This window comes from Streptomyces sp. NPDC044064 (assembly GCF_056434245.1).
Map to the genome: position 1 here is coordinate 169,181 of NZ_JBWKFN010000011.1, position 25,614 is coordinate 194,794.

Sequence of the window (25,614 nt, forward strand, 5' to 3'; positions counted from 1 at the left end):
ACACCTCCCGCACCCGACAGGACAGTTTCACGATGACCGATGAGGTGGCCAACAGACTCACCCGCCGTCAACTGGGCGCCCTGACCCTGGGCGGCGCCCTCACTCTCGCCGGCTTCCCGGCCGGCCCGGCCGAGGCCGAGGCCGCCTCCGGCCACCGCACCCTGCGGCACGGCTCCCCGGAACAGGCCGGGCTCCTGGCCACGCATCTGCGCCGGCTCGTCATCGATGCGGAGGCCTTTCTCGGCCCCTCCCCCAAGCACCCCTGGTACGCGGGCGCCGTCCTGCTCGCCGGACGGGGCGCGACCGTGGCGCTGCACCAGCCGATCGGCACGGCGGTGCGCTACGCGGGATACGACGACAGGACCGACACCGGGGTCGAGTTCCCGGCCGACCGGCAGATCCCGATGTCCGCGGACACGGTCTTCGACCTCGCCTCGGTCTCCAAGCTCTTCACCTCGCTCCTCGCGGTGCAGCAGCTGGAGCGCGGGACTCTGGAACTGGAGGCGACCGTCGCCTCGTACCTTCCGGACTTCGGCCAGGCCGGCAAACAGGACATCACGATCCGTCAACTTCTCACCCACACCTCGGGGTTCCGCGCCTGGATCCCGCTCTACAACGCGCCGTCGCACGAGGAGAAGCTGCGCCTCATCTGGAACGAGACGCCACTCAATCCGCCCGGCACGGTCTACCTCTACTCGGATCTCAACCTGATCTCCCTCCAGCTCGTCCTGGAGAAGATCACCGGCCGCGCCCTCGACGTCCTCCTGCGCGAGGAGATCACCGGTCCACTCGGCCTGGACCGCACCCGCTACAACCCGCCCGCGTCCTGGAAACCGCTGATCGCCGCCACCGAGGTCGCCCGCCCGCCCTGGTCGGGGCTGGACCGCGGGCTGGTGTGGGGCGAGGTGCACGACGAGAACGCGTTCAGCCTCGGTGGAGTGGCGGGCCACGCGGGGGTGTTCTCCTGCGCCTGGGACCTCGCGGTCCTCGGCCGCACGCTGCTCGACCGCGGCGTCCACGGCCGTACACGCATCCTGGAGCCGGAGTCGGTGGACCTGATGTTCACCAACTTCAACACCACCTTCCCCGGCCACGACCACGGTCTCGGCTTCGAGCTCTACCAGCACTGGTACATGGGCGCGATGGCCACCCCGCGAACCGCGGGCCACACCGGCTTCACCGGAACCTCGCTCGTACTCGATCCGACCACCGACTCCTTCCTCGTGGTGCTGGGCAACTCCGTTCATCCGGTACGTACGTGGCGGTCGGGATCCGCTCCCCGGGTCGCCGCGGGCAACCGTCTGGCCCGCGCCGTACCGGTCCGCCCGGCCCGTGGCCGTGCCGCCTGGTTCTCCGGAACGGCCGACGCCACGACGGCGACCCTGACCCTGCCCGCGCTCGACACCTCGCCCGGTGACGCACGGCTGTGCTGCGCCCTGTGGTGGGACATCGAGCCCGCCTCGGACGTCCTCGTCCTGGAGGCCACCTCGGACGGCACCACCTGGCAGCCGGTGCCGTTCACCACCACGAGCCGGGGCACGGAACCGCAGGAACACCCCGCGGGCTCGGTGACCGGCTGGTCCGGACGGGTCTGGCACCGGCTGACCGCCGGGCTTCCGTCCGCCCGGCAACTCGCCGTGCGCTGGCGGTACACCACGGACCGGCTGTACGTCGGCCGCGGGGCCTACGTGGACGCATCGCGCATCGAGGCCGACGGCGCGGTCGTGTTCGACGAGACGCGGCCGGCCGACGCGGCCCGGATCGTGGCGGTGGGGTGGACGGCCTCGGCCGACTGACGCCCGCGCCGGGGCGGTCACCGGTCGGCCGGGCCGACAGGCCGCGGGTCGAACCGCGTGCTACCCCTCCAGCACCGCCATGGCCGCGTTGTGCCCCGGCACCCCGCTCACCCCTCCCCCGCGCACCGCGCCCGCGCCGCACAGCAGGATGTTGCCGTGCCGGGTCTCGACGCCCCAGCGGCCGGTGTCCTCCTGGGCGTAGGGCCAGGACAGGGCGCGGTGGAAGATGTTGCCGCCGGGCAGGCGAAGGTCTCGTTCGAGGTCCAGCGGGGTCTTCGCCTCGATGCAGGGGCGGCCGTCGGCGTCCGTGGCGAGGCAGTCGGTGAGGGGTTCGGCGAGGTGTGCGTCGAGCTGGGCGAGGGTGGACTTCAGCAGTTCCTCGCGCACGGCGTCGTTGTCCCGGGCGAACAGCCGGGCGGGGGTGTGCAGGCCGAACAGGGTCAGTGTCTGGTAGCCGCGCTCGGCGAGTTCGGGGCCGAGGATGCTGGGGTCCGTCAGGGAATGGCAGTAGATCTCCGAGGGCGGCGCGGTGGGGAGTTCACCGGCGGCGGCCTGGTCGTGGGCAGTGGCCAGTTGCCGGTAGCCCTCGGCGATGTGGAAGGTGCCGGCGAAGGCCTCGCGGGGGTCGACGGCCGGGTCCCGGAGCTTGGGGAGCCGCGTGAGCAGCATGTTGACCTTGAGCTGGGCGCCCTCGGCGGGCTCGGGCACGGAGTCCCCCGTCAGGGCGGCCAGTTCCTGCGGGGAGGCGTTCACCAGGACGTGCCGTGCGGCGGCGACGCCCTCGCCGTCGGCCGTGCGATAGGTGACCTCGGCGGTGTGGCCGTCGGTGTCGATACGGACCGCCTCGTGTCCGGTCACGAGTTCCGCGCCCGCCTCGCGCGCGGCGGTGGCCAGGGCGTCGGTGAGGGCACCCATGCCGCCGACGGGCACGTCCCAGGCTCCGGTTCCGCCGCCGATGACGTGGTAGAGGAAGCAGCGGTTCTGGGCCAGGGAGGTGTCGTGCGCGTCGGCGAAGGTACCGATCAGGGCGTCGGTGAGGACGATGCCCCGGACCAGGTCGTCGGAGAAGTTCTCCTCGACGGCGACGCCGATCGGCTCCTCGAACAGGGCCCGCCAGGCGGTGTCGTCGTCGATGCGGCGGCGCAGCTCGTCCCGGGTGGGCAGGGGCTCGGTGAGGGTCGGGAAGACGCGCTGGGCGACCCGGCCGGTCATGCCGTAGAAGCGCTGCCAGGTGTCGTACTCGCGCTCGCCGCCGGTCAGCCGGGCGAAGGCCTCCCGGGTGCGCTGCTCCCCGCCGCCGACGAGGAGTCCGGTGGGCCGGCCGCCGCGCTCCACGGGGGTGTACGAGGAGATGGTGCGCCCGCGGACCCGGAAGTCGAGACCCAGATCGCGCACGATCTTCGACGGCAGCAGGCTGACCAGGTAGGAGTAGCGCGACAGGCGGGCGTCCACACCGGCGAACGGCCGGGTGGAGACGGCGGCGCCGCCGGTGTGGCCGAGCCGTTCCAGCAGCAGCACGGAGCGGCCGGCCCGGGCCAGGTAGGCGGCGGCGACAAGGCCGTTGTGGCCGCCGCCGATGATGACGGCGTCGTACGTCCGGGTTCCCTCGTTGGCAGGCATGGTTCTTCGTAACACGTGATGATCTACGTCGGCCAGAGGCATGCCGGACGTGTCGGCGCGCGGGTCAGGGTGCGGGCCGGTGTCCGCCGGACGCCCGTTGCCGGCTCAGTACGGCGACCCTGCGGTACAGCTCCACGGCCTCGGCGCCGCGGCCGAGCTGTTCCAGGCAGTGGGCCTCGTCGTTGCGGCTGGCGAGGGTGTCGGGGTGGTCGGGCCCTAGGACCCGTTCACGGGCCGTTGCGACCCTCCGGTACTCGGTGAGCGCGTCCGCCCAGCGGCCCAGCCAGCCCAGGGCGACGGCGACCTCGCGCCGGCTGACCAGGGTGTCCGGCTGATCGGCGCCGAGGACGCGTTCACGCAGCGCGCACACGTCGCGGGCCTCGGCGAGGGCCTCCTCCCAGCGGTCGAGGCGGCCGAGGTTGACGCCGAGGCCGTGGCGGGCGCGCAGGGTCTCGGGGTGGGTGGGCCCCTGGACGCGGGTGCGGTCGTCGATCAGGTCGCGGTAGAGGCGCAGGGCGTCCGCGCTGCGGCCGAGCCGGCCGAGGCTGATCCCGGCCTCGTAGCGGGCGGCGAGGGTGTCCGGATGGTCGGCGCCGAGGGTGCGGGCGCGGGCGTCGGCGACCTCGCGGTAGGTGCGCAGCGCCTCGTCCCAGCGGCCCAGCTGGCCGAGGGCGTAGGCGACTTCGTAGCGGGTGACGAGGGTGTCGGGGTGGTCGGGGCCGAGCACCCGGGCACGGGCTGCGGCCACGTCGAGGGCCATGCGGTACGAGTCCTCCAGGCGCCCGAGCCGGCTGAGGTTGAAGGCGAGGTTGTGGCGGCAGCGCAGGGTGTCGGGATGCTCGGGGCCCATGACGCGCATCCGGGCGGCCAGGACCGAGGTGTAGCCCTGGTGGGCCTCGAAGTGGCGGCCCAACTGGCCCAGTACGTAGGCCGTCTCCTGACGTGCGGCCAGCGTGTCCGGGTGTTCGGGGCCGAGGACGCGCGCCCGGGCCGCGGCGACGTCGGTGTAGGCGCGCAGCGCGTCAGCGGCCCGGCCGGTGCGGCTGAGGGTGAAGGCGGCCTCGTAGCGGCTGGCGAGGGTGTCGGGGTGGTCCGGGCCGAGGAGCGCCGCCCGTTCGGCGGCGACCGTCAGGTGCACGTCGCGTGCCTCGGCCCAGCGGCCGCGCCGGGCCAGGCCGAGGCCCTCGTGGTGCCGTGCGGTGAGGGCGGCGACGGCGTCCGGTGCCGGCCGGGAGAGGACGGCGACCCGGGCCCCGGTGGTCCAGGCGCCGCTCAGGGCCGCGCCGGGGTCCGGCGGGACGGCGCGCAGTCCGGCACCGACCGCCTTGTGGCCGGTCGTCATGCCCCGGGTCCACGCCGGCAGGCGTGTCTCGTGCAGAGCCGTCGCGCCGGCGCCCGGCCGTCCTGTCACGACCCTCGGCACATACGTGGCCGCCGTACGCCCCGCGGCCAGGCGACGCCCCAGCTCACGTGCGTCGTACGGCCGTTCCTCGGGCAGTTTGGCCAACAGGTCGAGGACGATCCGTTCGAAGGGGCCGGGCAGTTCCGGGCGGTGGGTGCGGGGCGGGCGGGGCGGGGTGTCGCGGTGGCCGATGAGGATCGCCCAGGCGTCGTCCAGGTCGAACGGCGGCGCCCCGGTGGCGATCTCGTAGAGGACGCAGCCCAGCGAGTACAGGTCGCTGCGCTGGTCGACCTCGGTGCCGCCGATCTGTTCCGGGGACATGTAGTGCGGCGTGCCCATGGCGATGCCGGTGCCGGTGAGGCGGGCGGTGAAGCCGATGTCGTGGCCGAGGCGGGCTATGCCGAAGTCGCAGATCTTCACGGTGCCGTCGGTCAGGCGCACGATGTTGGCGGGCTTCAGATCACGGTGCACGATGCCCTGTTGATGGGTGTAGGCGAGGGCGGCGGCCACCTGTTCCGCGATGTCGATCACGTCGTCCACGGGCAGCGGGTGCCCCTTGTTGTCCTCCAGGAGCCGGCTCAGATCGCGTCCTTCCAGCAGCTCCATCACGAGGTAGAGGACGCCGTCGTACTCGCCGAAGTCGTGGATGACGGTCACTCCGCGGTGGGAGAGCGCGGCGGCCACTCTGGCCTCCCGGCGGAACCTCTCCCGCAGGACACGGGTGAAGGACGGATCGTGCTGCGGGCCGAGCGGCTTGAGGCACTTCACCGCGACCTGTCGTCCCAGGGACTCGTCGCGGGCCCGCCACACCTCCCCCATCCCGCCCCGCCCGATCAGGTCGAGCAGCCGGTACCGGCCCTGAATCAGCCCGTTCTCCCCCATTGCGCGCCGTCGCCCCCGTCGCTGTCCGCCCCACCCCCGGGAGACATCGCCGCGTGCCGCGACCGCGTACGACGCGGCCCGGTCCGTGACACACCCCCCTGCTCGTCCAGTATGGCGGCCTATCGCCCCAGTTTGTACGGTGCGGGTCGGGCGTCCGGGCCGAGCCTCGCCATGGCCCGCAGGATGTGTTTGGGCGGCAGCTGCCAGCGCAGACGTGCGGGAACGCACCGCAGCAGGGCGCCCGTGGCCCGCAGTCGGCGGGTCACGACGGCGGGTCGGGGGGCCGGTCTGCCGTACAACTCGTGGGCGTACGGGGGCAGGGAGGCGTACGCCAGCTGCGCCACGCGCCGCCACAGCACCTCGCGCGCCGGAACCAGGAGGGGATGCGTCGGCGGACGGAGGAGGAAGTCGTCCACCGCGCGTGCCTCGGGCCCCACGGCCAGTTCCGGCCGCACCTTGTCGAAGTACGCGGCCATCTCGGTCCGGCCTGCCGGTACGGCGTCCGGGTCGAGCCCCACCAGGCGGGCGCTGACGCGGTGTTCGGCGATGTACCGGTCGGCCTGGGCGTCGGTGAGCGGGTATCCGGAGCGGCGCAGGACGTGCACGTAGGAGTCGATCTCCGCGCAGTGCACCCACAGCAGCAGCTCGGGCTCGTCCACGCCGTACCGCTGCCCGGTGTCGGGGTCGCGCGCCTGGAGCATGCTGTGGATCTTCCGTACCCGGGCACCGGCCCGCTCGGCCGCCTCACCGGTGCCGTACGTCGTGGTGCCGACGAAGTCGGCGGTGCGCATCAGCCGGCCCCAGGCGTCACGCCGGAAGTCGGAGTTCTGCATGACGCCGCGCACGGCGCGCGGGTGCAGCGCCTGGAGGTACAGCGCGCGGACGCCGGCGACCCACATCATCGGGTCGCCGTGCATCTGCCAGGTCACCGAGGAGGGGCCGAACAGCCCCGGGTCGGCATCGGCCATGGGGTCACCTCCGCCCTGCGACCACGATGCCACGGCCGCGGGGCGGAGCGGTACCACCGGTCACGGACTCTCGGCGGACAGCCGGAACGTCTCGGTGCCGGCGCCGGCGAGCGGGCCACGGGCTTCGCCGGGGCGATGAAGGGATGCCGCGGGGCACCGTCGGCGCGAGCTGTCGGTAAATCCAGCAAAATCCATGGGCATGCACGTACATTTCCGACCATCGCTTGGAGATGTCACCGGCAGACGGGGGCAAAGGATGGGCACGGACGACCGGGTCCCGGTGACGACCGGGATCGCACGGCTGCACGCGTCGCCCGGACTCGCCGGGCCCGGCCGGCTCGGGCTGGTGACCAACCACACCGGCGTCCTCCCCGATCTGCGCCCGGCCGCGTCCGCGCTGCTCGGGGCCGGCGCGCGGCTGGTCGCCCTGTTCGGGCCCGAGCACGGGCTGCACGGGACCGGCCAGGCCGGCGCGAGCGAGGACGCCGAGACGGACCCCGCCACCGGCCTGCCGGTCCACGACACCTACGGGTGCGTCGGCGAGCGTCTCGACAAGCTCCTGATCGACAGCGGCGTCGACGCACTGGTGTACGACCTCCAGGACGTCGGGTCCCGGTTCTACACCTACGTGTGGACCATGTTCGACCTGATGGTCGCGGCGGCCCGTACGGGCGTACGGTTCGTGGTCGCCGACCGGCCGAATCCCCTCGGCGGGCTCGTCAGCGAGGGCCCGCTGCTCGACCCGGCGTGGGCCAGCTTCGTCGGGCGCGCTCCGATCCCTGTCCGGCACGGCCTCACCTGCGGCGAACTCGCCCGGCATCTCAACGCGTCGGACGTGCCCCAAGTTGCGGGCACCTCCGCCGATTTGACGGTGATCGAGGCTGTCGGCTGGCGGCGCGACACGGACGCGGCAGCCACCGGCCTGCCGTGGGTCGCGCCCTCGCCGAACATGCCGACGCCCGCCACCGCCACCGTCTACCCCGGCACCTGCCTGTTCGAGGGCACGAATCTGTCGGAGGGCCGTGGCACCACGCAGCCCTTCGAGATCGTCGGGGCCCCGTACATCGACGCGCGGTTCGCGCCCTCGCTCGCCGAACTCGCCCTGCCCGGAGTGCGCTTCCGTGATCTGCGGTTCGTACCGACCTTCCACAAACACGCCGGACGGCCACTGCGCGGGGTCCAGCTCCACATCACCGATCGCGGGCTGTTCGCTCCCGTACGCACCGCCGTCGCGATGCTGGCCACGCTGCGGCGGCTGTACCCGGGCGACTTCGCCTGGCGCACCGAGGACGCGGGCACGGAGGGGACAGGCCATCGTCACTTCGTCGATCTGCTGTGGGGGTCCGACCGGTTGCGGCACGCCGTCGACGCGGGCGACGACCCGCTGCCGCTGTGCGATCCGCCGACGCCGCCCGGCCGGTGGGCCGGCGACGACGTGCTGCTCTACCCGTGAGGCCTCCTGCCCCACCGCCGCTGCCCACTGCTCTGCCCGGAAGGACAACTCCGTCCCGGAAGGACAACCGTCGATGACCGATCGCACGACGACGACCGGATCCCGGGCCGGGATTCGTGGCTTTCGCGCGGGCGACGGCCCGCGGCTGGTGGAGGCGTGGCGCCGGAGTGCGCCGGCCGACCCGATCACCCCGGACCGCTTCCGCTCCCTGGTGCTGCTCGACGCCAACTTCGATCCGCAGGGACTCAGGGTCGCCGTCGACGGTGACCGTGTCGTCGGCGCGGCCTACGCGGTGCGCCGTCTGGTGCCGATGAGCGGCACCGACCTGGAGCCGGAGCAGGGCTGGATCCCGTTCTTCTTCGTCGACCCGGCCGCCCGTGGGCGCGGCCTCGGCCGACGGCTGCTGACCGATGCCGTCGACTGGCTGCACGGCCACGGCCGTACCCGGGTGGACTTCTCCTCGTACACCCCGAACTACGTCCTGCCGGGCCTGGACGCCGAGGCGTACCCGGAAGCGGCCGAGCTCCTCGGGTCCCTGGGCTTTCGCACGCTGTACGAGGCGGCGGCGATGGACCGCAGCCTGGTCGGCTATCGCCTCCCGGAGGAAATCGCGTGCCGCGCGGACGAACTGACGGCGCGGGGCCACCGGTTCGCCACCCCGTCCGACGACGACCTGGTGGAACTGATCAGCCTCGCCGGGAACCGCTTCAACCCGGACTGGGCGCGCGCGATCCGGGAGTGCCTGGCCGCGGGCACGCCGCTCGACCGGATCGTCGTCGCCAGGGACCCCGCGGGCCGCCTGGTCGGCTGGGCGATGCACGGCGCGTACGAGTCGGTGGACGAGCGGTTCGGGCCGTTCGGTGTGCTGGAGGAGATGCGCGGCACCGGGCTCGGCAAGGTCCTGCTGCACCTGGTCCTGGAGCGGATGCGGGCGCGGGGTGCGCACTCCGCGTGGTTCCTGTGGACCGGCGAGCGGTCCCCGGCGGGCCATCTGTACCGCCGGGCCGGATTCACCACGACTCGGGTGTTCCGTGTGCTGCGCCGGGAGGCCGCCCGATGACGTCGCCGTCTCACCGCACCCGGGCCACAGATGGCCTGAGCCGCCGCCACTTCGCCCTGGTGCTCCCCTCGGCGCTGCTCGCCGCCGGATGCGCCGCGCCGTACCGGGGCACCGGGCGGCCCGGGGATCCGATCGTGCTCACCCTGCTCTCCCACTACGCGAGCGGGGAGCTGAGGGAGGCTCTGCAGGGCCCGGTCGACGAGTGGAACGCCACGCACGACCGGGTCAAGGTGCGGACGAAGGCGGTCGAGTTCACGGATCTGCTGACCACGTTCATGGTCCGGCAGGCCGCGGGCCAGGGCGCCGACATCCTCCACCCGTACTGCCTGTGGAACGGCCAGCTCGTCCGGGCCGGTGTGCTGCGGCCCGCTCCGAACGAGCACGCCGAGGAGATCAGGCGAGGCTACGGCGGGGCCGCGGTCGGCGCCGCGTCGGTGGGCGGCACGGTGTACGGCTACCCCACCGAGGTGCAGACGTACGCCCTCTACTACAACAAGCGGCTGCTGCGCGAGGCCGGTGTCGCCGGACCTCCGCGCACCTGGCGGGAGCTGGAGCAGACGGCCTACCGCACCGCCAGGCGGGACCGGTACGGCAACACACTGGTCCAGGGGTTCGGGCTGTCCACCTACGACGACTCGACCACCGTCGGCCAGACGCTCGCCCTGCTCAACGCCGCCGGCGGAAGGTTCGTCTCCGGGGACGGCAGGAGCACCGCCATCGACTCACCGGCCGGCCGGGCCGTGTTCGATCTGGAGCACCGCCTCGTCACCGAAGGTGCGAGCGCGCCCGGCGTCAACGTGTACAAGGCGTTCGCGTCCGGGCAGGTGGCCATGGTGGTCAGCGCCGGCTGGTGGACAGCGGACCTGAAGGGCCTGATGGGCAAGGACTACCGCGATGTCGGCGTCGCGCCCGTACCCGTCCCCACGGCGGGCGACAGCCGCGCCACGCTCTCCACCGGCTTCATGCTGGGCGTCAACGCGGCCAGTGAACACCCCGGCGAGGCCTGGGAGTTCCTGCGCTGGCTCAACACCGAGAAGGTGGGCGTGAAGAACGCCGGCAAGGGCGCGACGGCGACCCGGATGAGCACACTGCAGGTGTCGGTAGGCTCCCTGACCGGCCGTGCCGACGACATGCGGACGCTTCTCGGGGCGGGCGGTGATCCGAACCTGCGCCCGTTCCTGGACGCGCTGGCCTACGCGGTGCCGGAGCCGAACGTGCCGGGCGCGCAGCAGGCCAAGTCGCTGCTGCGCAAGAACATCGAGGCGTTGTGGACCGGTCAGCAGTCGGTCGACGAGGCGCTGCGCACCACCCGTCGTCAGGTCGATCAGGAGGTGTCGCGCTCATGGTGAACGCCCTGGCGCCGGAGACGACCGAGCGAGTGCCCGGCCCGCGCTCCGATGGGCCCGCAGCCGACGGCCGCAGTCCGGCCCGGCGCCGGCGCCGCCAGGCGGTCGTCGGCTATCTCTTCCTGGCGCCGACGCTGCTGTTCTTCGCGGTCTTCCTGATCCTGCCGCTCGGCTTCGCGCTGCTGCTGTCGACGTCCCGCTGGGCCGGGTTCGACCTCGGCGACATCGATCCGGTCGGACTGGACAACTTCACCGCACTCTTCGCGGACGGTTCGACGTTCCTGGCCCCGATCCTCACCAACACGCTGCTGTTCGCCCTGGGCACGGTGGCCCTCGCGCTCGCCGGCTCCGTGGTCGTCGCCACCTGTATCGACAGCCTGCGGTTCCAGGGGCTGTGGCGCACGCTGTACTTCCTGCCGATCGTCACGACCGTCGTCGCGGTCGGCAACGTGTGGAAGTACATGTACGAACCGGGCGGGCTCGTCAACGGCGTCCTCAACGCCCTCGGGCTCGACTCGGTGGCGTTCCTCCAGGATCCGGACACCGCGCTGCCCTCCGTCGTGGTCGTACAGGCCTGGGCATCGGTCGGCTCGGCGATCCTCATCCTGACCGCAGGGCTGAAGTCCATTCCCGAGTCGTACTACGAGGCGGCCGCGCTCGACGGCGCCGGGCCCGTCACCGTCTTCCGGAAGATCACGCTGCCGCTGCTGCGGCCGTCCCTGCTGTTCGTGTGCATCACCCAGTTCCTCACCGGGCTGCAGTCGTTCGCGCTGATCATCGTGATGACCAAGGGCGGGCCGGGTGACGCGACCGATGTCGCCGCGCTGGAGATGTACCGGCAGGCCTTCTCGTACGGCGACTGGGGCACCGCCAGCGCCGCCGCGTTCGTGCTGTTCATGGTGGTCCTCGTGGTCACCCTGGCGCAGTTGTGGATCTTCCGGCGCAAGGGGGAGGACGTATGAACCGCCGCCGTTTCCCGTGGTTGTCGTATCTGCTGGTCGTGACCGGCGCCGTGCTCACGGTGGTGCCCTTCCTCGACATGGTGATGACGTCCTTCAAGGGGCCCGGCGAGTCCGGCACACTGCCGTACCGGTTCCTGCCCGAGGCGTTCGGCCTGTCCAACTACCGGGCGGCGATCGACCAGCTCGATCTGCCGGTACTCTTCCGCAACAGCGTCGTCGCCACCGCCGTGATCACCGGATCGGTGCTGCTCACGTCGTCGCTCGCGGGCTACGCGCTCGCCAAACTCCGCTTCCCCGGACGGAACTTCATCTTCCGCCTGGTGCTGTCGACGATGATGTTCCCGCCGTTCCTCTTCTTCATCCCGCACTTCCTGATCCTGGTGCACTGGCCCCTGGCCGGGGGCAACGACCTGTTCGGGCGCGGGGGCGCGGGCCTGACCGTCAGCATCGTGGCGCTCGCCATGCCTTTCCTCGTCAACGGCTTCGGGATCTTCCTGATGCGGCAGTTCATGGTCTCGATCCCGGACGAGGTCCTGGAGGCCGCGCGCATCGACGGGGCCGGCGAGTTCGCCGTGTGGTGGCGGATCGTGGTGCCGCAGACCAAGCCGGTGCTGGTGACGCTCGGGCTGCTGACCTTCGTCGACGCCTGGAACGAGTACATCTGGGCACTGCTCGTCTCGACCGCCGACCCGGACGTGATGACCCTGCCCGTCGGCATCCAGCTCCTGCAGGACTACGTCGACCCGACCCGCACGATGCCCATCGTCATGGCCGGACTCGTCCTGAGCATCCTGCCGGTCCTGGTCCTCTTCCTGCTGCTGCAGAAGTACTACATCCGTGGCGTCATGCTGAGCGGGCTCAAGTAGGGAGCGCATGCCGAGGCCGAGGATCAGCAGGCCGGCGGCAATCGTGCCCCGGATGTGCCGGCTCAACCGCCGACGAGAGCGACGAGCTTGATGAAGACCAGGCCGGGATCGACGGCGAGGTCCACGACCTCGTCGAGCCCCTCGACCTGGCGGTCGCCGGCGAGCACGAAGAAGCCGTTGGACAGGAAGGCACGCTCGGCGATCTCGGCCTGGCGCTCCCAGTCGATACGGCGGGGCTCGCGGAGCCGGTAGCCGTTCAGTTCCGTCTCGGCGTCGTCGGGGCGGACGAGGCCGTTGAAGCGGTCGCTCGGCCGGACGTTGTGCCGGGCGACCTCCTCGCGGACCCGGAGCCGGATCAGCTCCCGTACGGTCATCCGCTCCGGCAGCCCCGCGACCTGCCACTCGGTGACGGGCTTGCCCGTCGCGGTCTCGTCCCGGAACGTCACGGTGGCCATCAGGCACCTCGCTTGATCTGCATGAGGATGGTCCCGTCGGTGATCTCGGTGTCGGCGGCGAGCAGGAACGCCTTGCTGAGGATGAGGGAGAGCCGTTCGTCCTCGAACGGCAGGAAGACCTTGCCGTCCCCCTTGCGCCCGGCCGGGACGATGCACAGATAGCTGTCGTCCGGTTCCATCAGGATGTTGGCCGAGCCCAGATGGATCTTGTAACTGCGCAGATCGCCGCGGACGACCAGGAAGCGGCCCTCCAGAGTGCACCGGTCGGCGATCCGCAGGCGCGGCAGGATCCGTTCCAGGACGTCGCGGCGGGACTCGGCGCTCGCCGTCAGCTCGGCGAACCCGGCCCGCTCCCAGTAGGTGCGCTCGGGTCCGCCGTCGGTCCAGTCGGGATCGGCGGCGATCGAGGTGACACCGACGAAGAGATCCACGTCGCGCATCACCTCGCTGAACACCAGAAGGGGCACGTCGGCGAGCGGCGCCTCGCGCCAGACTCCCTCCACCCGGCGGTGGAACCGCACTTGGTCGGTCGACGCCAGTTCCTCTTCGCCCGCCCGGTCGGCCCAGCGGTGGAAGAAGCGGACCCGCCACTCCCCCGCCACCAGCGTGCGTTCGGCTGCGTCGCCGTCCCCGCCGTCCCAGGGGCCGAGCAGGTCGCTCTTCCATCCCCGGGCCCGGAACAGGGCGAACATCCTGCGGTAGCGGACGAGGTGGGCGGCGAACCGGTTGGAGTAGACGCGGGTCTGCTCCTCGGCCGGGGTGAGCAGGTAGATCTCGCGGAAGGCCTGCTTGAAGGGCTGCCGTATGCACCGTTCGGTGAGCTGGTCCCGCCAGGCCCGCACGGCGTGGGGGTCGGAGCGGAGCGGGTGCCACAGCCGTACGGAGGCGTCGTCGGGCGCGTCGGGAAGGTGCTCGGCGGTCTCGGGCAGTACGGCCCGCCACTCGCCGGGTGCGATCTCGATCTCCCAGATCAGTCGGCGTACGAGGGTACCGGCGAGGGGGTGCCCGGCCAGCTCGGTGCGCCACCAGCCGTACGGGTGGACGGCCTCGACGGCGAAGCCGCCCTCCAACGCCCTCACAAGGGTGACAAGTTGGGCATTGACGCGCTTCACGAGCTCGCGCAGCTCCTTGACCAGAGCCGCATGATCGCGGCGTACCGGCGCCGGGAGGCTGCGCAGCGGGCGGCCGTCCTTCTCCCAGGTCAGCGTGGCGGTCTCGGTGACCGTGACGACGGCCTGGTAGTCACCGGCCGGGCGGCGGACACCGCCCGCGACGGAGCCGCCGACGGGCACGGCGTCGAACCCCAGCCTCGGCAACCGCAGTGCCACGTCGGTGCGTTCGGCCAGCGCCGCGTCGACCTTCTTGAGCATCTTGTCGAGTTGCTTGGGCACCCCGGCGTGCCGGACGGTCCGGCGCACCGTGCGGATCGCGGCCACCAGCTCGGGCGTCGGGAAGTCCTGTGCGGCGCGGACCACTTCGTACAGCAGGGCCTGTGAGGGAAGTGTCTTCGCCGTCGTCGGGGCGAGGGCGACGCCGGGCAGCAGCCGCTGGAACAGCTCCGGCAGCCAGGGCTCGTCGCGCAGCAGCGCCACCCGCAGGGCCTGTCCGAGCGAGGTGATCTCCCGGTCCGTGAACGCCTTGTCCGCCCGATAGGGGATCTCACCCGCCCGGATCGCATCCGTGCGGTCGGCCGCGGCTTCGAGCGCGCGCCGGGTGAAGGCCACGTAGGCGGGGTTGTCGGCCGACCGGCGCCACGTGTGCGCGAGCGGCGAGACGAACCTGTGCTCCCGGTCGATGTCGGACAGCAGCGCCCGTTCCGCCGGGGTGAGACCGGCCATGACGGCGATCTCGTCGGCGACTATGGGGCCCACGTCGCAGGAGAGGCGCTCCACGGCCGAGCGCAGGGTCGCGTCGCCGGCGAACCCGGCGACCGCGAGCAGTGCGTACGGCTGGCGCAGGGTTTCCTTCTCCAGCCGGAACCCGACCAGCCGACGGGCCGGTTCGGACACGTCGGGCAGCGGCCCTGTGCAGGACTCCAGTGCGCGCAGGCCGAGGGTGAGGTCGGCCCAGCCGGACTCCTCGCATCGCTCGACGAGTACCTCGAACATGCGGCGGCACGCCTCGGGCGTGTAGCGCGGCTGCCGTTCCCTGACCGCGTCCTCGACCGCGAAGCGGACCGTCGCCGCCGTGTGCGCGGCCGATGCCTTCACCTGGTAGGCCGCCACGAACAGGGTGCCGAGCTGCTCGTCGGAGACCTGTGACAGATCCGGGCGCCTGTCCTGGTCCTCGAGTGTGAAGTCCGGGTCGGTCAGCGCGCGCGTCAGCCGGGCTGCGAGGTCCATCAGGCGCCCCTCTTGATCTGGTGGAGGATCGTGTCGTCGGTGATCCCGGTGTCGGCGGCGAGCAGGAACGCCTTGCTCAGGATCAGGGAGAGTCGTTCGTCCTCGAACGGCAGGAACACCTTGCCGTCGCCCCTGCCGCGTGACGGAACGATGCACAGGCAGGCGTCGTCGGGTCCCATCAGGATGTCGGCCGAGCCCATATGGATCTTGTACGTGCCCAGGTCTCCGCGTACGACCAGGAAGCGGCCCTCCAGCGTGCACCGGTCGGCGATCCTCAGCCGCGGCAGGATCCGTTCCAGCGCCGCGCGGCGGACCTCGGCGCTCGCCGTCAGCGCTCCGAACGTGGCCGTGCGCCAGTACCCGGCGTGGCGGTCCTCGCCCCGGTCGGACCAGTCCGGGTCGGCGGCGATCGAGGTGACGCCGACGAACAGGTCGACGTCCCGCATCGCCTCGCTGAACACCAGCGGGGGCACGTCGGCGAGCGCCGCCTCCCGCCATTGGCGGCCGCCCCGCCGTTCGAAGCGGACCTGGTCGGTGGCGGCGTGCTCGGGCGCGTAGCCGCCGCCATCGTCGTCCGCGGCGGGCTCGTGGTGGAAGCGGGCCCGCCACGCGCCGTCGCCGAACTCGGCCCGCGCCAGCCCGTCGTAGCCGCCGTCGAACTCGGTGACACGGCCCGACATCACCGCGACCTCGTCCGGCGTCCAGCCGTCCGCCCGTGAGATCACGGCCTCGATCTCGGAGTCGTACCGCCACAATCCCGTGTCGTCGAAGCGGGAGGCCGGCATGAGGCACAGGGCCGCCGCCCTGCTCTCCTCCGGTGAACAGGCTGCGAGCCGCCCGTCGTCCAGCGTGTCGTTCCTACGGGATTCGGCCACCAAGGCGTGGTAGAGCATGGCGGGATGATGGCAGGGGGGTCTGACAATGCCGCGCGTCGGCGCCGGATCTAACGGAGGTACAGGCCCTCCAGGAGCGCGGTCAGATAGCGGCGGGCGGTTGCGATGCGGGATGCGGGGTCTCCGTGGACGTTCGCGGCGTAGGCGATTCCGCACATCAGCGGGACCATGTCGTCCGAAGTCAGGTCGGCGCGTACCACCTTGGCGTCGCGGGCCCGTTCGAGCAGCTGCGTGCCGGTCGAGCGCAGGGTCTGCTTGAGTTCGGTCGTACGGGGCAGAGCGTCCGTGGTCGCGGCGGTGACCGTGGACAGCGACGCGTCGGTGATCTGCGCTTCGACGGTGCGGGTCAGGAAGCCGGCGAGGGCGCGCCCCGGGTCGACGTCGGCCAGAGCCTGTTCGCCGTGGGCGGCGAGTTCCTCCAGGCTGGGGGCTGCGACGGTCTCCAGGAGCGCCTCGGCAGTGGGAAAGTGCCGGTAGACGGTGCCCACGCCCATTCCGGCGCGGCGGGCGATGTCGTTGAGCTGCAGTGGCGTGCCCTCGTCGACGAGATCGCGGGCCACGGCGACGATCCGTTCCCAGTTGCGGGCGGCGTCCTTGCGCAGGTGGGCGGTCGTCATACGAGAAGTCTAACCGGATAGCCAATCCGGACCAGGCCCGCGGCGCCGGCCTTTCGCCCCCGCGGCCGCCTCCGCCGTCACGCAGGGGCCACCGGCGCGAGGTGCTCGCTGAGGCGGCGGACGGCTTCGGCGATGCGGGGATCCGTTGCCGCCCGGAAGGGAACGACCGGCTGCGCCCGGGGTCCGATGACGACGCCGGTCCGGCCGGCCAGTGAACCGTCGGTCGCGGCGAAGATCGAGGACTTCGCCGCCAGGGATGCCGGACCCGACGTCGAGCGCTCGAACTTCCGCCGGACCAGCGGCCACAGCAGCCGCAGCCCCGGCGAGACGATCTTCGGGTCGCTCATGGTGCCGTTGGTCATGTCGGTCGCGGCGCCGCCCGGGTCCGCCGCGAGGACGGATACGCCCGTACCGTCCAGCCGTCCCGCCAACTCCAGCGTGTGCGCGAGATGGGCGAGCTTGGCACGGCCGTACCGGTGGAAGCCGTAGTAGCCGCCCGGCGGTTCGACGGCGTCGAAATCGCGCTTGGCCACAGCCACCGCCCCCGAAGTGACGTTCACTATCCGGCTCGGCGCACCGGCTCGCAGTGCGGGCAGAAGGAGTTCGGTCAGCAGATACGGCGAGAGGTGGTTGACGGCAAAGGTCGCCTCGATCCCGTCGATCGAGTCCTGCCGGTCCGCGAACATCGCTCCTACGTTGTTGACCAGCAAGGTCAGCGGTCCGTCCGCGGCGATCCGGCCGGCCACGACGCGGACCGCGTCGAGCGAGGCGAGGTCGGCGGCCAGGAACCGGGCGGAGTGGGCCGGTGCCGTGGCGTTGATCCGTTCGACCGCCTGAGCGCCGCGCTCGGCGTTGCGGCCGACCACGGTGACCGCGAGGCCCGCCTCGGCCAGCCCCAAGGCGGTCTCCAGCCCGATTCCCGCTGTCCCTGCCGTGACCACCGCTGTCTGCTTCATCGCGCAACCCGTCCCGCATAGTGGATACCTTATCCGGTTGACACCACCGTAGCAGATGCGGATGACCTATCCGGTTGGGGCGTGAGGGTGGCGGCACACCGCCGAGGAGGGCCGGCGCCGGCCGGGCGGATCCGGCCACTGTGACCAAGATTGCGAGTTGGCACAGGGCGGCGTTCGTGACATGCGCTGGTGCAAAGTGACTTCAGCAGCTGGAGGCATGGAATCAGACAGATAGTTGGCACTTTGGTACAGCGCAGGTCACGAGGGGTGTCGCAGCGCACCGAATGACGAAACCAAGGCGTGTGGATGCGTCAACCAGCCAGCCTTGCCTTTGCATTGCCAAGGCATGGGGCTTCATTGAACTGATCACCGTAGGGTCGAAGGCCGCGACGGCGAACGGGGGTTCATGGATGGGTGACGGCAAGGTCCCGGGCAAGGTGCTGGACATCAAGACAGCCGACATCAAGGCGGCGGCACCGGCCTTCCACCAGGGCGCCATAGACCTGAGCAAGGCGCTGACCACCCTCATCCAGACCCTGGACGGCCTCGGGGAGCCCTGGGGCCACGACGAGCAGGGCAACGAGTTCGGCAAGGCCTACAAGCCGCAGCAGAAGAAGATCGAGAGCGCCGCGGGCATCCTGGTGCTCGGGCTGACGAGCATTCACGAGGCCATGGTGGACATGGCTGACGGAACCGTGGACAACGACCAGCTCATCGCCGGCATGTTCACTGAAGTGAAAACCGACAAGCAGAGCGACGGTGCCGGTGAGCGTTGAGGACAAAGCCCGCCACATCCTTCTCAAGCTGGGTATGTGGTGGCCCGAGGCCGACTCCGGCCAGCTGCGGGAGGCCGCGAAGGCCTGGCGCACGTTCGCCGGGGCCGTCGACGATGTCCGCTCTCCCGTGCACCGCAACGCGTCGTCGATCATCCACCACAACACCGGTGAGTCGATCGAGGCGTTCGACAAGTTCTGGGGCCGCTATGCAAAGGACCAGGACGGCGGCTGGCTCAGTGACCTCGCGAAGTCCTCACGGGAGATGGCCAAGGCACTCGACAAGTTCGCCGACGCCATCGACGACGCCATCAACAAACTCTGGACGCAGATCGGCATCGACGCGGCCGTCATCGCGGGCGGAGTGACGCTCGCCTTCTTCACCGCAGGCCTCGCCTCCGGGGCGGCCGTCGCGGCGGCGGACGCGGTCATCGAGTTCGGTGCCACGATGGGCGTCGCGGTCACCACGACGGTGGCGGAGATCGCCGCGGGCACCCTCGTCGCCGCCGCGTTCGGCGGGGTCGAGTCGGTCGCCGTCGACCTCGCCATTGCCCAGCCGCTGAAGATGGCGACGGGGCTGCAGCACGGGTTCAGCCTGGACGAGGTCAACCAGTCCGCCAAGGACGGCATGATCTTCGGCGGCGCGCTGGGAGCGGGCGGCGGCCTGCTGAAGGCGAGCATGGAGGGCGGGCTGAGCGACACAACCCCGCTTCTGCTGCGCCCGCCGTCGCTTCGCCCGGACCTGGTCGATCTGGGCCCGGCGGCCCGCAACGCCGAGCGCACCCCGTGCGTGGGCGAGCCGATCGACGTGGCGACCGGCGCCATGCTGATGACGCAGACAGACTTGACCCTGCCGGGCAGTCTGCCGCTGGAGTTCACGCGCACCCACCTCTCTTCGTACCGGGGTGGTGTCTGCTTCGGCTCGACCTGGATATCCACCCTCGACGAATGCCTCCAGATCGACGGTGAGGGCGTCGTGTTCGCTGCGGCGGACGGCATGCGCCTGGTGTACCCGGTGCCGGAACCGGGTGTACCCACGATGCCGGTGAAAGGCGCCCGCTGGCCGCTGGAGTGGAACGGCAAGCCGGACGGAGCGATGACGGTCACGGACCCGGCGGCGGGCGTGACCCGCACCTTTGCCGCCCCCGTCCCCTCCCCCTCCTTCGGTGTCTTCCACCTGGCCCTCGACTCCTGGAGCGACCGCAACGGCAACCGCATCGACGTCGAACGCGACGACGAGGGCATCCCCTTCGGCATCCGCCACTCCGGCGGCTACTACGTCGCCGTCGACACCCAGGGCCCCCGCATCACCGCCCTGCGCCTTATCGACGAGCCGCCCTCGCGCTACCGCCCGGACACCGCGCGCGACGAGGGCACGGTCGTGATGCGCTACGGCTACGACACCGCTGGCAACCTCACCGAGGTCATCAACTCCAGCAGCGAACCACTGCGCTTCGCCTACGACACCGAGGGCCGCATCACCCGCTGGACCGACCGCAACAGCACCTGGTTCTCCTACGTCTACGACGACCGCGGCCGAGTCGTCCGCACCGAGGGCGTAGACGGCATCCTTTCCGGGACGCTGACCTACGACGACACCGCCCGCACGACGACGTACACCGACTCCCAGGACCATGTCTCGGTTCACCGGTACAACGCCGCAGGCCTCGTCGTGGAGGAGACGGACCCGTTGGGTAACGTCACGCGCACGGAGTGGGACGAGTACGGCGACAAGCCATTGACGATCACCGACGCCCTCGGCCACACCACCAGGCACGCCTACGACGCTGCCGGCAACCTCACTGAACTTGTCCTGCCCGACGGCTCGGTGGCACGGGCCGCCTACGACGCGCTCGGCCTGCCGACCGAGGTGGTCGAACCGGGTGGCGCAGTGTGGCGACATACTTACGACGAGCATGGAAACCTGCTTAGCACCGTGGACCCGACCGGCGCCGAGACGCGGTACACGAACCTTGTGGCGGGTCACCCAACCACGATCACGAACACTCTCGGCCACACACGGACACTGGCCTACGACGCTGCGGGCCTACCGATAGCCGTGACGGACGAGCTCGGCCACACAACGGCAATCCGCCGGGACGCCTTCGGCCGGGTGGTCGAGGTGACCGATCCGCTGGGCCACACAACTCGCCTCGAGTGGACGGCAGACGGCAATCAGTCCTGGCGGGAGCAGCCCGACGGCACCCGCGAGACGTGGACTTGGGACGCGGAGGGCAATCTGCTCTCCCATACCGATCCGGCAGGTCGAACGACCCGGCACACCACAGCCCATTTCGACGTCCCGGCGACGAGAACCGATCCGGACGGCGCTCACTATGAGTTCTCATACGACACGGAGCTGCGCCTGACAGGCGTCACCAATGCGCAGGGACGCACTTGGTCGTACACCTACGACGAGGCCGGCCGTCTGGTGACGGAGACGGACTTCAACGGTCGCACGCTCACCTACACGCACGACGCGATGGGTCTGGTAACAGCGCGGACCAACGGTGCGGGGCAGACGCTGCATCTCACACGGGATGCGTTGGGTCGGCTCGTGGAGCAACACTCGGAGACGGATGGCGTAACGACATTCGCCTATGCGGCGGACGGGCGCGTGGCGCGGGCGGTGAACGCGGATGCGGACGTTGCCTTCACACGGGATGCGATGGGCCGTGTACTGAGCGAGACCGTAAACGGTCGTACCATCACCTACACCTACGACGCCCTGGGCCGCCGGGTTCTCCGCGTGACCCCGGCGGGCTCGGCGTCGCACTGGACATACGATCCCGCGGGCAGGCCGACACAGATGCGTTCCGACGCGGGTGCGCTGGTCTTCACGCATGATGCGGCAGGACGCGAAACACATCGTCACGTAGGCAGCGCTGTCACCCTCACGCAGAACTGGGACGCGGTCGATCGTCTCACCGCCCAATCTCTCACGGCGGGTGCGCACAATCTGTTGCAGCACCGCGCGTACGCCTATCGCGCCGATGGCCATCTGGCCGAGATCCGAGAGCTCACGGCAGGCAGGCGCCGCTTCGATCTCGACTCCATGGGGCGAGTGACGGGTGTACGAGCCCACGGCTGGAGCGAGACGTACACCTACGACAGCGCGGGCAACCTCACCGACGTATCCGCAGCCGACCACGCCGCCGCCGGTGATCGTGACATCGACGGGGTGCTGATCCGGCGGGCGGGCGATACCACGTACGCCTACGATTCCCAGGGCCGTCGGACCCGTAAGACACGCAAGCTGTTGAGCGGGCAGACGAAGACTTGGGTGTATGCCTGGAACGCGGAAGACCGCCTTGTCGCGGTTGTCACGCCCGAGGGAGACCGATGGCGGTACGCCTATGACCCCCTGGGCCGCCGCGTCGCCAAGCTCCTCCTCACGCCGGACGGTTCGGAGGCCAACCGAATCGACTTCACATGGGAGGAAAATCTCCTCGCCGAGCAGCTCCTCGCAGACGGCAGGGTCACGACCTGGGACTACGCCCCTGACACACCCCGCCCCATCGCCCAAACCACCAGCAGACAGGCACACGGGTCCGCAGGCACGTCCTTCCTCTCCCGGCTAGCCGAGGAGACCACGGCCGACCTCACCACGTGCTTCCACGCCGTCATCACGGACGCGGTCGGCACCCCGACCGAACTCGTCACCGCCGAAGGTGCCGTCGACTGGCAGAGACGCACCACTCTGTGGGGCACGTGGTACTCCGCTCCCGCGGACGACACCGAGTCCGTGGACTGTCCCCTGCGTTTCCCCGGCCAGTACGCCGACGCCGAATCCGGCCTGCACCAGAACGTGCAGCGCTACTACGACCCGGAGACCGCGACATACCTCTCCCCGGATCCGCTCGGTCTGGAAGCCGGCCCGCACCCATACTGGTATGGCCCTCACCCGCTCACCTGGATGGACCCTCACGGTCTCGCGCTCTGCCGCGCCACTCCGAGGCTGGAGACCGGGAACGACAAGGAGGGCTGGATCCACATCGACAAACGGCACATCTCGGGCACCGCTCAAAACGGCCACGGCGATCTCATGCCTCCGTCCACCACTCGCGATCAGGTGGAAAAGGCCATCAACATAATGGTCAAGCGAGGTCAGCGAGTGTCGTCTCCGGGGCGCCAGCTCCAGACCTTCGAAAAGAGGATGACCGTGAACGGGTTGTCCGCCCGGTACCGACTCATCGTCGACTCGCATGACGGAAACCGCGTGATTACCTTCTTCCCGGTCGGAAAGGGCTACACCCCTTGATCACTTTCCAGTTCACCGTGCGCCCCGGCCAAGGCGACCCCCACGGGTTCGACATGGGCGACATGGTCGTCACCGGGGATTTCGGCACGGTCGACTCGGCCGGCCACGTCCCCGACCAGGGCATGATGATCTACCTCTCGGTCGTCCAGTTGCTGGACAGCCTGCGCGAATTTCTGCAGGGCGACGCCCGCGTGCTCAGCTATATCGGCGCCGATACGTCGTTCAATCTTGTGGTGAGACGAAACAAGGAGGGTCTGTCGGTCGCCGGCAAGAATGGCGTCATCGCCCAAACAACCGCTCCGGAGCTGACCTCCGCTGTGCTGCACGCGGCGAAGGCCCTTGGCCGCAGCCTTCCTCAGGAAGACACGGTCAGATTCGACTGGGAAAACGCCATCGCTGATTTCCGTCCCCTCGTACCAGACACAAAGGGCTGACGACGGGACGTCTGGAGTCGAACCCGGGGGTGCCGGGATGCATCCCCATTTGCCAGCATCACCACCTGAGCTAGAGATCTTTAACGGCTGAGGTTATGGCGGTTTGAAGTCGAGCCTGGTCTTGGCGATGAGGCCCTCGATAAGGCGGGGTCGGTACTGCATCCGTTTCAGCCGCGTCTTCACCAACCCGGTGAGCTGGTCGAGGCTGTGTTTCGTGAGGTTGGCCAGCGACCTCTTCAGGTGCGACCAGACACCCTCGACGGGATTGAACTCGGGAGCGCACGCCGGCAGCTGGTAGACGGTCAGCCATAAGCGGGCGGCGATCAGCTCACGCATGGTGCGGCTGACGTGCGTGTTCAGATTGTCCCAGACCAGGACGATCGGCCCGCCGAGCTGCTGGTGCGCGGCATCCAGCAGGCGGGCGTAGTCGGTCTCGGTGAAGCCCTTGCGACGGCCCTTGGCAGGGCCACGGTCGAGGTGGATGCGGTAGATCAGCCGGGGCCGGTGGCCGACGCTGGTGCAGATCAGCGCCGCCATCGAGACACGTTTGGTGCCCGCGGCGGTCACGCGTACCACCGGGGTGCGGCCCCGGTGGCCCCAGGTTCGGCCCTTGGGCGGCCTCAGGCCCTGGCCGGCTTCGTCCTCGAAGCAGAGCCAGGCACCCAAGTCCGCCGCCCTCTTCTTATGACGGCCACTGCTCGTCCTTCCAGGCGGCGATCTTCACCTCGTCGCGCTCGGTGGCCTTACGGGAGGGCACCTGCATGCTCCAGCCGATGCGGTGCAGCAGCAGGTCCAGCCCGGCCAGGCTGTACTCGACTCCGAACCGGCGGCGCACGATCTCGGCGATCCGGGCCAGCGTCCAGCACTGATCACTCCAGCCGGACGCGGCAGGGCCGGCGTCCAACACCGTCTCCAGAACACGGAGTTGTCCCGCATCGAGCTTGCAGCGGGCTCCGCCGGGCCCCTTGGAGACCAGGGCCTGCCGACCACCCGAAGCCAACGTCCGTCGCCAGCGGTTCGCCGGATCGCTGACCAGTCACCTGACGATCTGCGGTGGACACTGACGCGGTCGGTCGCCGAGATCTGAGCGACCGGAGTCGTCGTCTCTTCGAGCCACCGCGTGACGGATGATGGCATGCGCCTGGGGGCCGCACGCCCCCACGAGTGATCGACCGCGGCCCCGGCCTTCGCACAGCGAAGTGACACCTCGCCACCCTCAGGGAACAGCCGGCGGTCTTGGTGCCAACTATCCCTCTTTTGTGCCAACTAGAGTCTGTAGTCACAAACCGCGTCACCGCCGGACCCGGGGCATCCCCAGCCCGATCCACGAGATGATCTCCCGCTGGATCTCGTTGTTGCCGCCACCGAAGGTGAAGATCACGGCGGAGCGGTAGCCGCGCTCCAGTTCGCCGTGCAGGACCGCGCCCGCCGAGCCCTCCTTCAGCGGGCCCGCGGCCCCGACGACCTCCATGAGCCAGGCGTAGGCGTCCCGGCGGGCCTCGGAGCCGTAGACCTTGACGGCGGAGGCGTCCTGCGGGGTGAGGGTGCCTTCGTGAACGGCCGTCACCATCTGCCAGTTGAGGAGCTTCATGGCGTCGAGCCGGGTGTGGGTCCGGGCGAGCAGACGGCGCACCCAGGGCAGGTCCACGACCCGGCGGCCGTCGGCCAGCTCGGTCTCCATCGCCCAGCGCTGCACGTCGTGCAGGGCGCGGATCGCCATGGTGCCGTGGGCGGCGAGGGTGACTCGTTCGTGGTTGAGCTGGTTGGTGATCAGCCGCCAGCCCTGGTTCTCCTCGCCGACCCGGCGCGAGACGGGGACGCGGATGTTCTCGTAGTAGCTGGCCGTGGTGTCGTGCGAGGCGAGGGTGTTGATGACGGTGCAGGAGTAGCCCGGGTCGGAGGTCGGCACCAGGAGCATGGTGATGCCCTTGTGCGGCGGCGCCCCGGGGTCGGTGCGCACGGCCAGCCACACCCAGTCCGCGGTGTCGCCGTTGGTGGTCCAGATCTTCTGCCCGTTGACGACGTACTCGTCGCCGTCACGTACGGCCCGCGTCCTGAGGGACGCGAGGTCGGTACCGGCCTCGGGCTCGCTGTAGCCGATGGCGAAGTCGATCTCACCGGACAGGACGCGGGGCAGGAAGTACGCCCTCTGCTCCTCGGTGCCGAACTGCATGATGGTCGGGCCGACGGTGTTCAGCGCCATCAGCGGCAGCGGTACGCCGGCCTGCGCGGCCTCGTCGAAGAAGATGAACTGCTCCATCGCGCTCATCCCGCGCCCGCCGTACTCCTCGGGCCAGCCCACGCCGAGCCAGCCGTCCGTGCCGAGCCGGCGGATGGTCTCGCGGTAGAACCGCTTCTGCGCGGCCGGATCCGCGTACCGGGCGTAGGCATGGTCGGGCACCAGCTCGGCGAAGTAGGCGCGCAGCTCGCTGCGCAGTCGCTGCTGCTCGGGCGTGTGGTCGAGGTGCACGGCGCCTCCAGGGTCCCCAAGGGCGGTCCTGACGGCGCACACCGTAGAACGTGTTTCA

At 70.5% G+C, this 25,614-nt stretch carries 18 protein-coding genes and 1 pseudogene; 9 read left to right on the plus strand and 10 right to left on the minus strand.

Annotation, left to right across the window (positions count from 1 at the left end; all coding sequences use genetic code 11):
- The first annotated feature begins 32 nt into the window (after positions 1 to 32).
- Complete coding sequence (locus tag AC07DS_RS19705) at positions 33 to 1,796, plus strand: serine hydrolase domain-containing protein (protein WP_479146956.1); 1,764 nt, start codon at positions 33 to 35, stop codon at positions 1,794 to 1,796.
- A 60-nt stretch (positions 1,797 to 1,856) separates the two neighbouring features.
- Here the strand turns inward: AC07DS_RS19705 and AC07DS_RS19710 are convergent, their stop codons facing one another.
- From AC07DS_RS19710 to AC07DS_RS19720, 3 genes are all read right to left on the minus strand, one after another.
- A complete protein-coding gene (locus AC07DS_RS19710; protein WP_479146958.1) occupies positions 1,857 to 3,416 on the minus strand; it encodes a phytoene desaturase family protein in 1,560 nt (519 codons plus the stop codon).
- Positions 3,417 to 3,480: 64 nt separating this feature from the next.
- Complete coding sequence (locus AC07DS_RS19715) at positions 3,481 to 5,700, minus strand: serine/threonine-protein kinase (RefSeq protein WP_479146960.1); 2,220 nt, start codon at positions 5,698 to 5,700, stop codon at positions 3,481 to 3,483.
- Positions 5,701 to 5,819: 119 nt separating this feature from the next.
- Positions 5,820 to 6,668, minus strand: a complete 849-nt coding sequence (locus AC07DS_RS19720; RefSeq protein ID WP_479146962.1) for an oxygenase MpaB family protein — start codon at positions 6,666 to 6,668, stop codon at positions 5,820 to 5,822.
- Positions 6,669 to 6,924: 256 nt separating this feature from the next.
- Between AC07DS_RS19720 and AC07DS_RS19725 the strand changes: the two genes are divergently transcribed.
- From AC07DS_RS19725 to AC07DS_RS19745, 5 genes are all read left to right on the plus strand, one after another.
- Positions 6,925 to 8,121 carry an exo-beta-N-acetylmuramidase NamZ family protein gene (locus tag AC07DS_RS19725; RefSeq protein ID WP_479146964.1) on the plus strand — a complete coding sequence of 399 codons (1,197 nt, stop codon included), beginning with the start codon at positions 6,925 to 6,927 and terminating at the stop codon, positions 8,119 to 8,121.
- A 73-nt stretch (positions 8,122 to 8,194) separates the two neighbouring features.
- A complete protein-coding gene (locus AC07DS_RS19730; RefSeq protein WP_479146966.1) occupies positions 8,195 to 9,181 on the plus strand; it encodes a GNAT family N-acetyltransferase in 987 nt (328 codons plus the stop codon).
- Positions 9,178 to 10,530, plus strand: coding sequence for an ABC transporter substrate-binding protein (locus AC07DS_RS19735; RefSeq protein ID WP_479146968.1), 1,353 nt, complete (start codon positions 9,178 to 9,180; stop codon positions 10,528 to 10,530). Before AC07DS_RS19730 ends, AC07DS_RS19735 begins: the two co-directional genes overlap by 4 nt.
- Positions 10,524 to 11,489: a carbohydrate ABC transporter permease gene (locus AC07DS_RS19740; protein ID WP_479146970.1), complete on the plus strand. Its 966-nt coding sequence runs from the start codon at positions 10,524 to 10,526 to the stop codon at positions 11,487 to 11,489. Before AC07DS_RS19735 ends, AC07DS_RS19740 begins: the two co-directional genes overlap by 7 nt.
- Positions 11,486 to 12,355 carry a carbohydrate ABC transporter permease gene (locus AC07DS_RS19745; protein ID WP_479146972.1) on the plus strand — a complete coding sequence of 290 codons (870 nt, stop codon included), beginning with the start codon at positions 11,486 to 11,488 and terminating at the stop codon, positions 12,353 to 12,355. The genes AC07DS_RS19740 and AC07DS_RS19745 overlap by 4 nt, the downstream gene beginning before the upstream one ends.
- 62 nt (positions 12,356 to 12,417) lie before the next feature.
- Here AC07DS_RS19745 and AC07DS_RS19750 read toward each other — a convergent pair whose 3' ends face one another.
- From AC07DS_RS19750 to AC07DS_RS19770, 5 genes are all read right to left on the minus strand, one after another.
- Complete coding sequence (locus AC07DS_RS19750) at positions 12,418 to 12,810, minus strand: hypothetical protein (RefSeq protein WP_479146974.1); 393 nt, start codon at positions 12,808 to 12,810, stop codon at positions 12,418 to 12,420.
- The gene (locus AC07DS_RS19755) at positions 12,810 to 15,152 is read right to left on the minus strand and encodes a DUF4132 domain-containing protein (RefSeq protein ID WP_479146976.1); all 2,343 of its coding nucleotides are present in this window, start codon (positions 15,150 to 15,152) and stop codon (positions 12,810 to 12,812) included. The genes AC07DS_RS19750 and AC07DS_RS19755 overlap by 1 nt, the downstream gene beginning before the upstream one ends.
- Positions 15,152 to 16,045, minus strand: coding sequence for a DUF7737 domain-containing protein (locus AC07DS_RS19760; protein WP_479146978.1), 894 nt, complete (start codon positions 16,043 to 16,045; stop codon positions 15,152 to 15,154). Before AC07DS_RS19760 ends, AC07DS_RS19755 begins: the two co-directional genes overlap by 1 nt.
- Positions 16,046 to 16,095: 50 nt before the next feature.
- The gene (locus AC07DS_RS19765; RefSeq protein ID WP_479146980.1) at positions 16,096 to 16,662 is read right to left on the minus strand and encodes a TetR/AcrR family transcriptional regulator; all 567 of its coding nucleotides are present in this window, start codon (positions 16,660 to 16,662) and stop codon (positions 16,096 to 16,098) included.
- A 77-nt stretch (positions 16,663 to 16,739) separates the two neighbouring features.
- Positions 16,740 to 17,618 carry an SDR family NAD(P)-dependent oxidoreductase gene (locus AC07DS_RS19770; protein ID WP_479146982.1) on the minus strand — a complete coding sequence of 293 codons (879 nt, stop codon included), beginning with the start codon at positions 17,616 to 17,618 and terminating at the stop codon, positions 16,740 to 16,742.
- Between the two features lie 410 nt (positions 17,619 to 18,028).
- On the opposite strand from AC07DS_RS19770, the gene AC07DS_RS19775 reads away from it, so the two are divergent.
- The 3 genes from AC07DS_RS19775 to AC07DS_RS19785 are packed head-to-tail and all read left to right on the plus strand — an operon-like array spanning position 18,029 to position 23,086.
- Positions 18,029 to 18,394, plus strand: coding sequence for a hypothetical protein (locus AC07DS_RS19775; protein ID WP_479146984.1), 366 nt, complete (start codon positions 18,029 to 18,031; stop codon positions 18,392 to 18,394).
- Positions 18,384 to 22,652 (plus strand): DUF6531 domain-containing protein, encoded by a 4,269-nt coding sequence (locus AC07DS_RS19780; protein ID WP_479146986.1) that lies wholly within the window; start codon positions 18,384 to 18,386, stop codon positions 22,650 to 22,652. Before AC07DS_RS19775 ends, AC07DS_RS19780 begins: the two co-directional genes overlap by 11 nt.
- Positions 22,649 to 23,086, plus strand: coding sequence for a hypothetical protein (locus tag AC07DS_RS19785; RefSeq protein ID WP_479146988.1), 438 nt, complete (start codon positions 22,649 to 22,651; stop codon positions 23,084 to 23,086). Before AC07DS_RS19780 ends, AC07DS_RS19785 begins: the two co-directional genes overlap by 4 nt.
- Before the next feature lie 93 nt (positions 23,087 to 23,179).
- Here the strand turns inward: AC07DS_RS19785 and AC07DS_RS19790 are convergent.
- Together AC07DS_RS19790 and AC07DS_RS19795 are read right to left on the minus strand one after the other, a co-directional pair.
- A pseudogene (locus AC07DS_RS19790) lies at positions 23,180 to 24,107 on the minus strand (IS630 family transposase); the annotation flags it as partial.
- A 270-nt stretch (positions 24,108 to 24,377) separates the two neighbouring features.
- The gene (locus tag AC07DS_RS19795) at positions 24,378 to 25,556 is read right to left on the minus strand and encodes an acyl-CoA dehydrogenase family protein (RefSeq protein ID WP_479146990.1); all 1,179 of its coding nucleotides are present in this window, start codon (positions 25,554 to 25,556) and stop codon (positions 24,378 to 24,380) included.
- Positions 25,557 to 25,614: the final 58 nt, after the last annotated feature.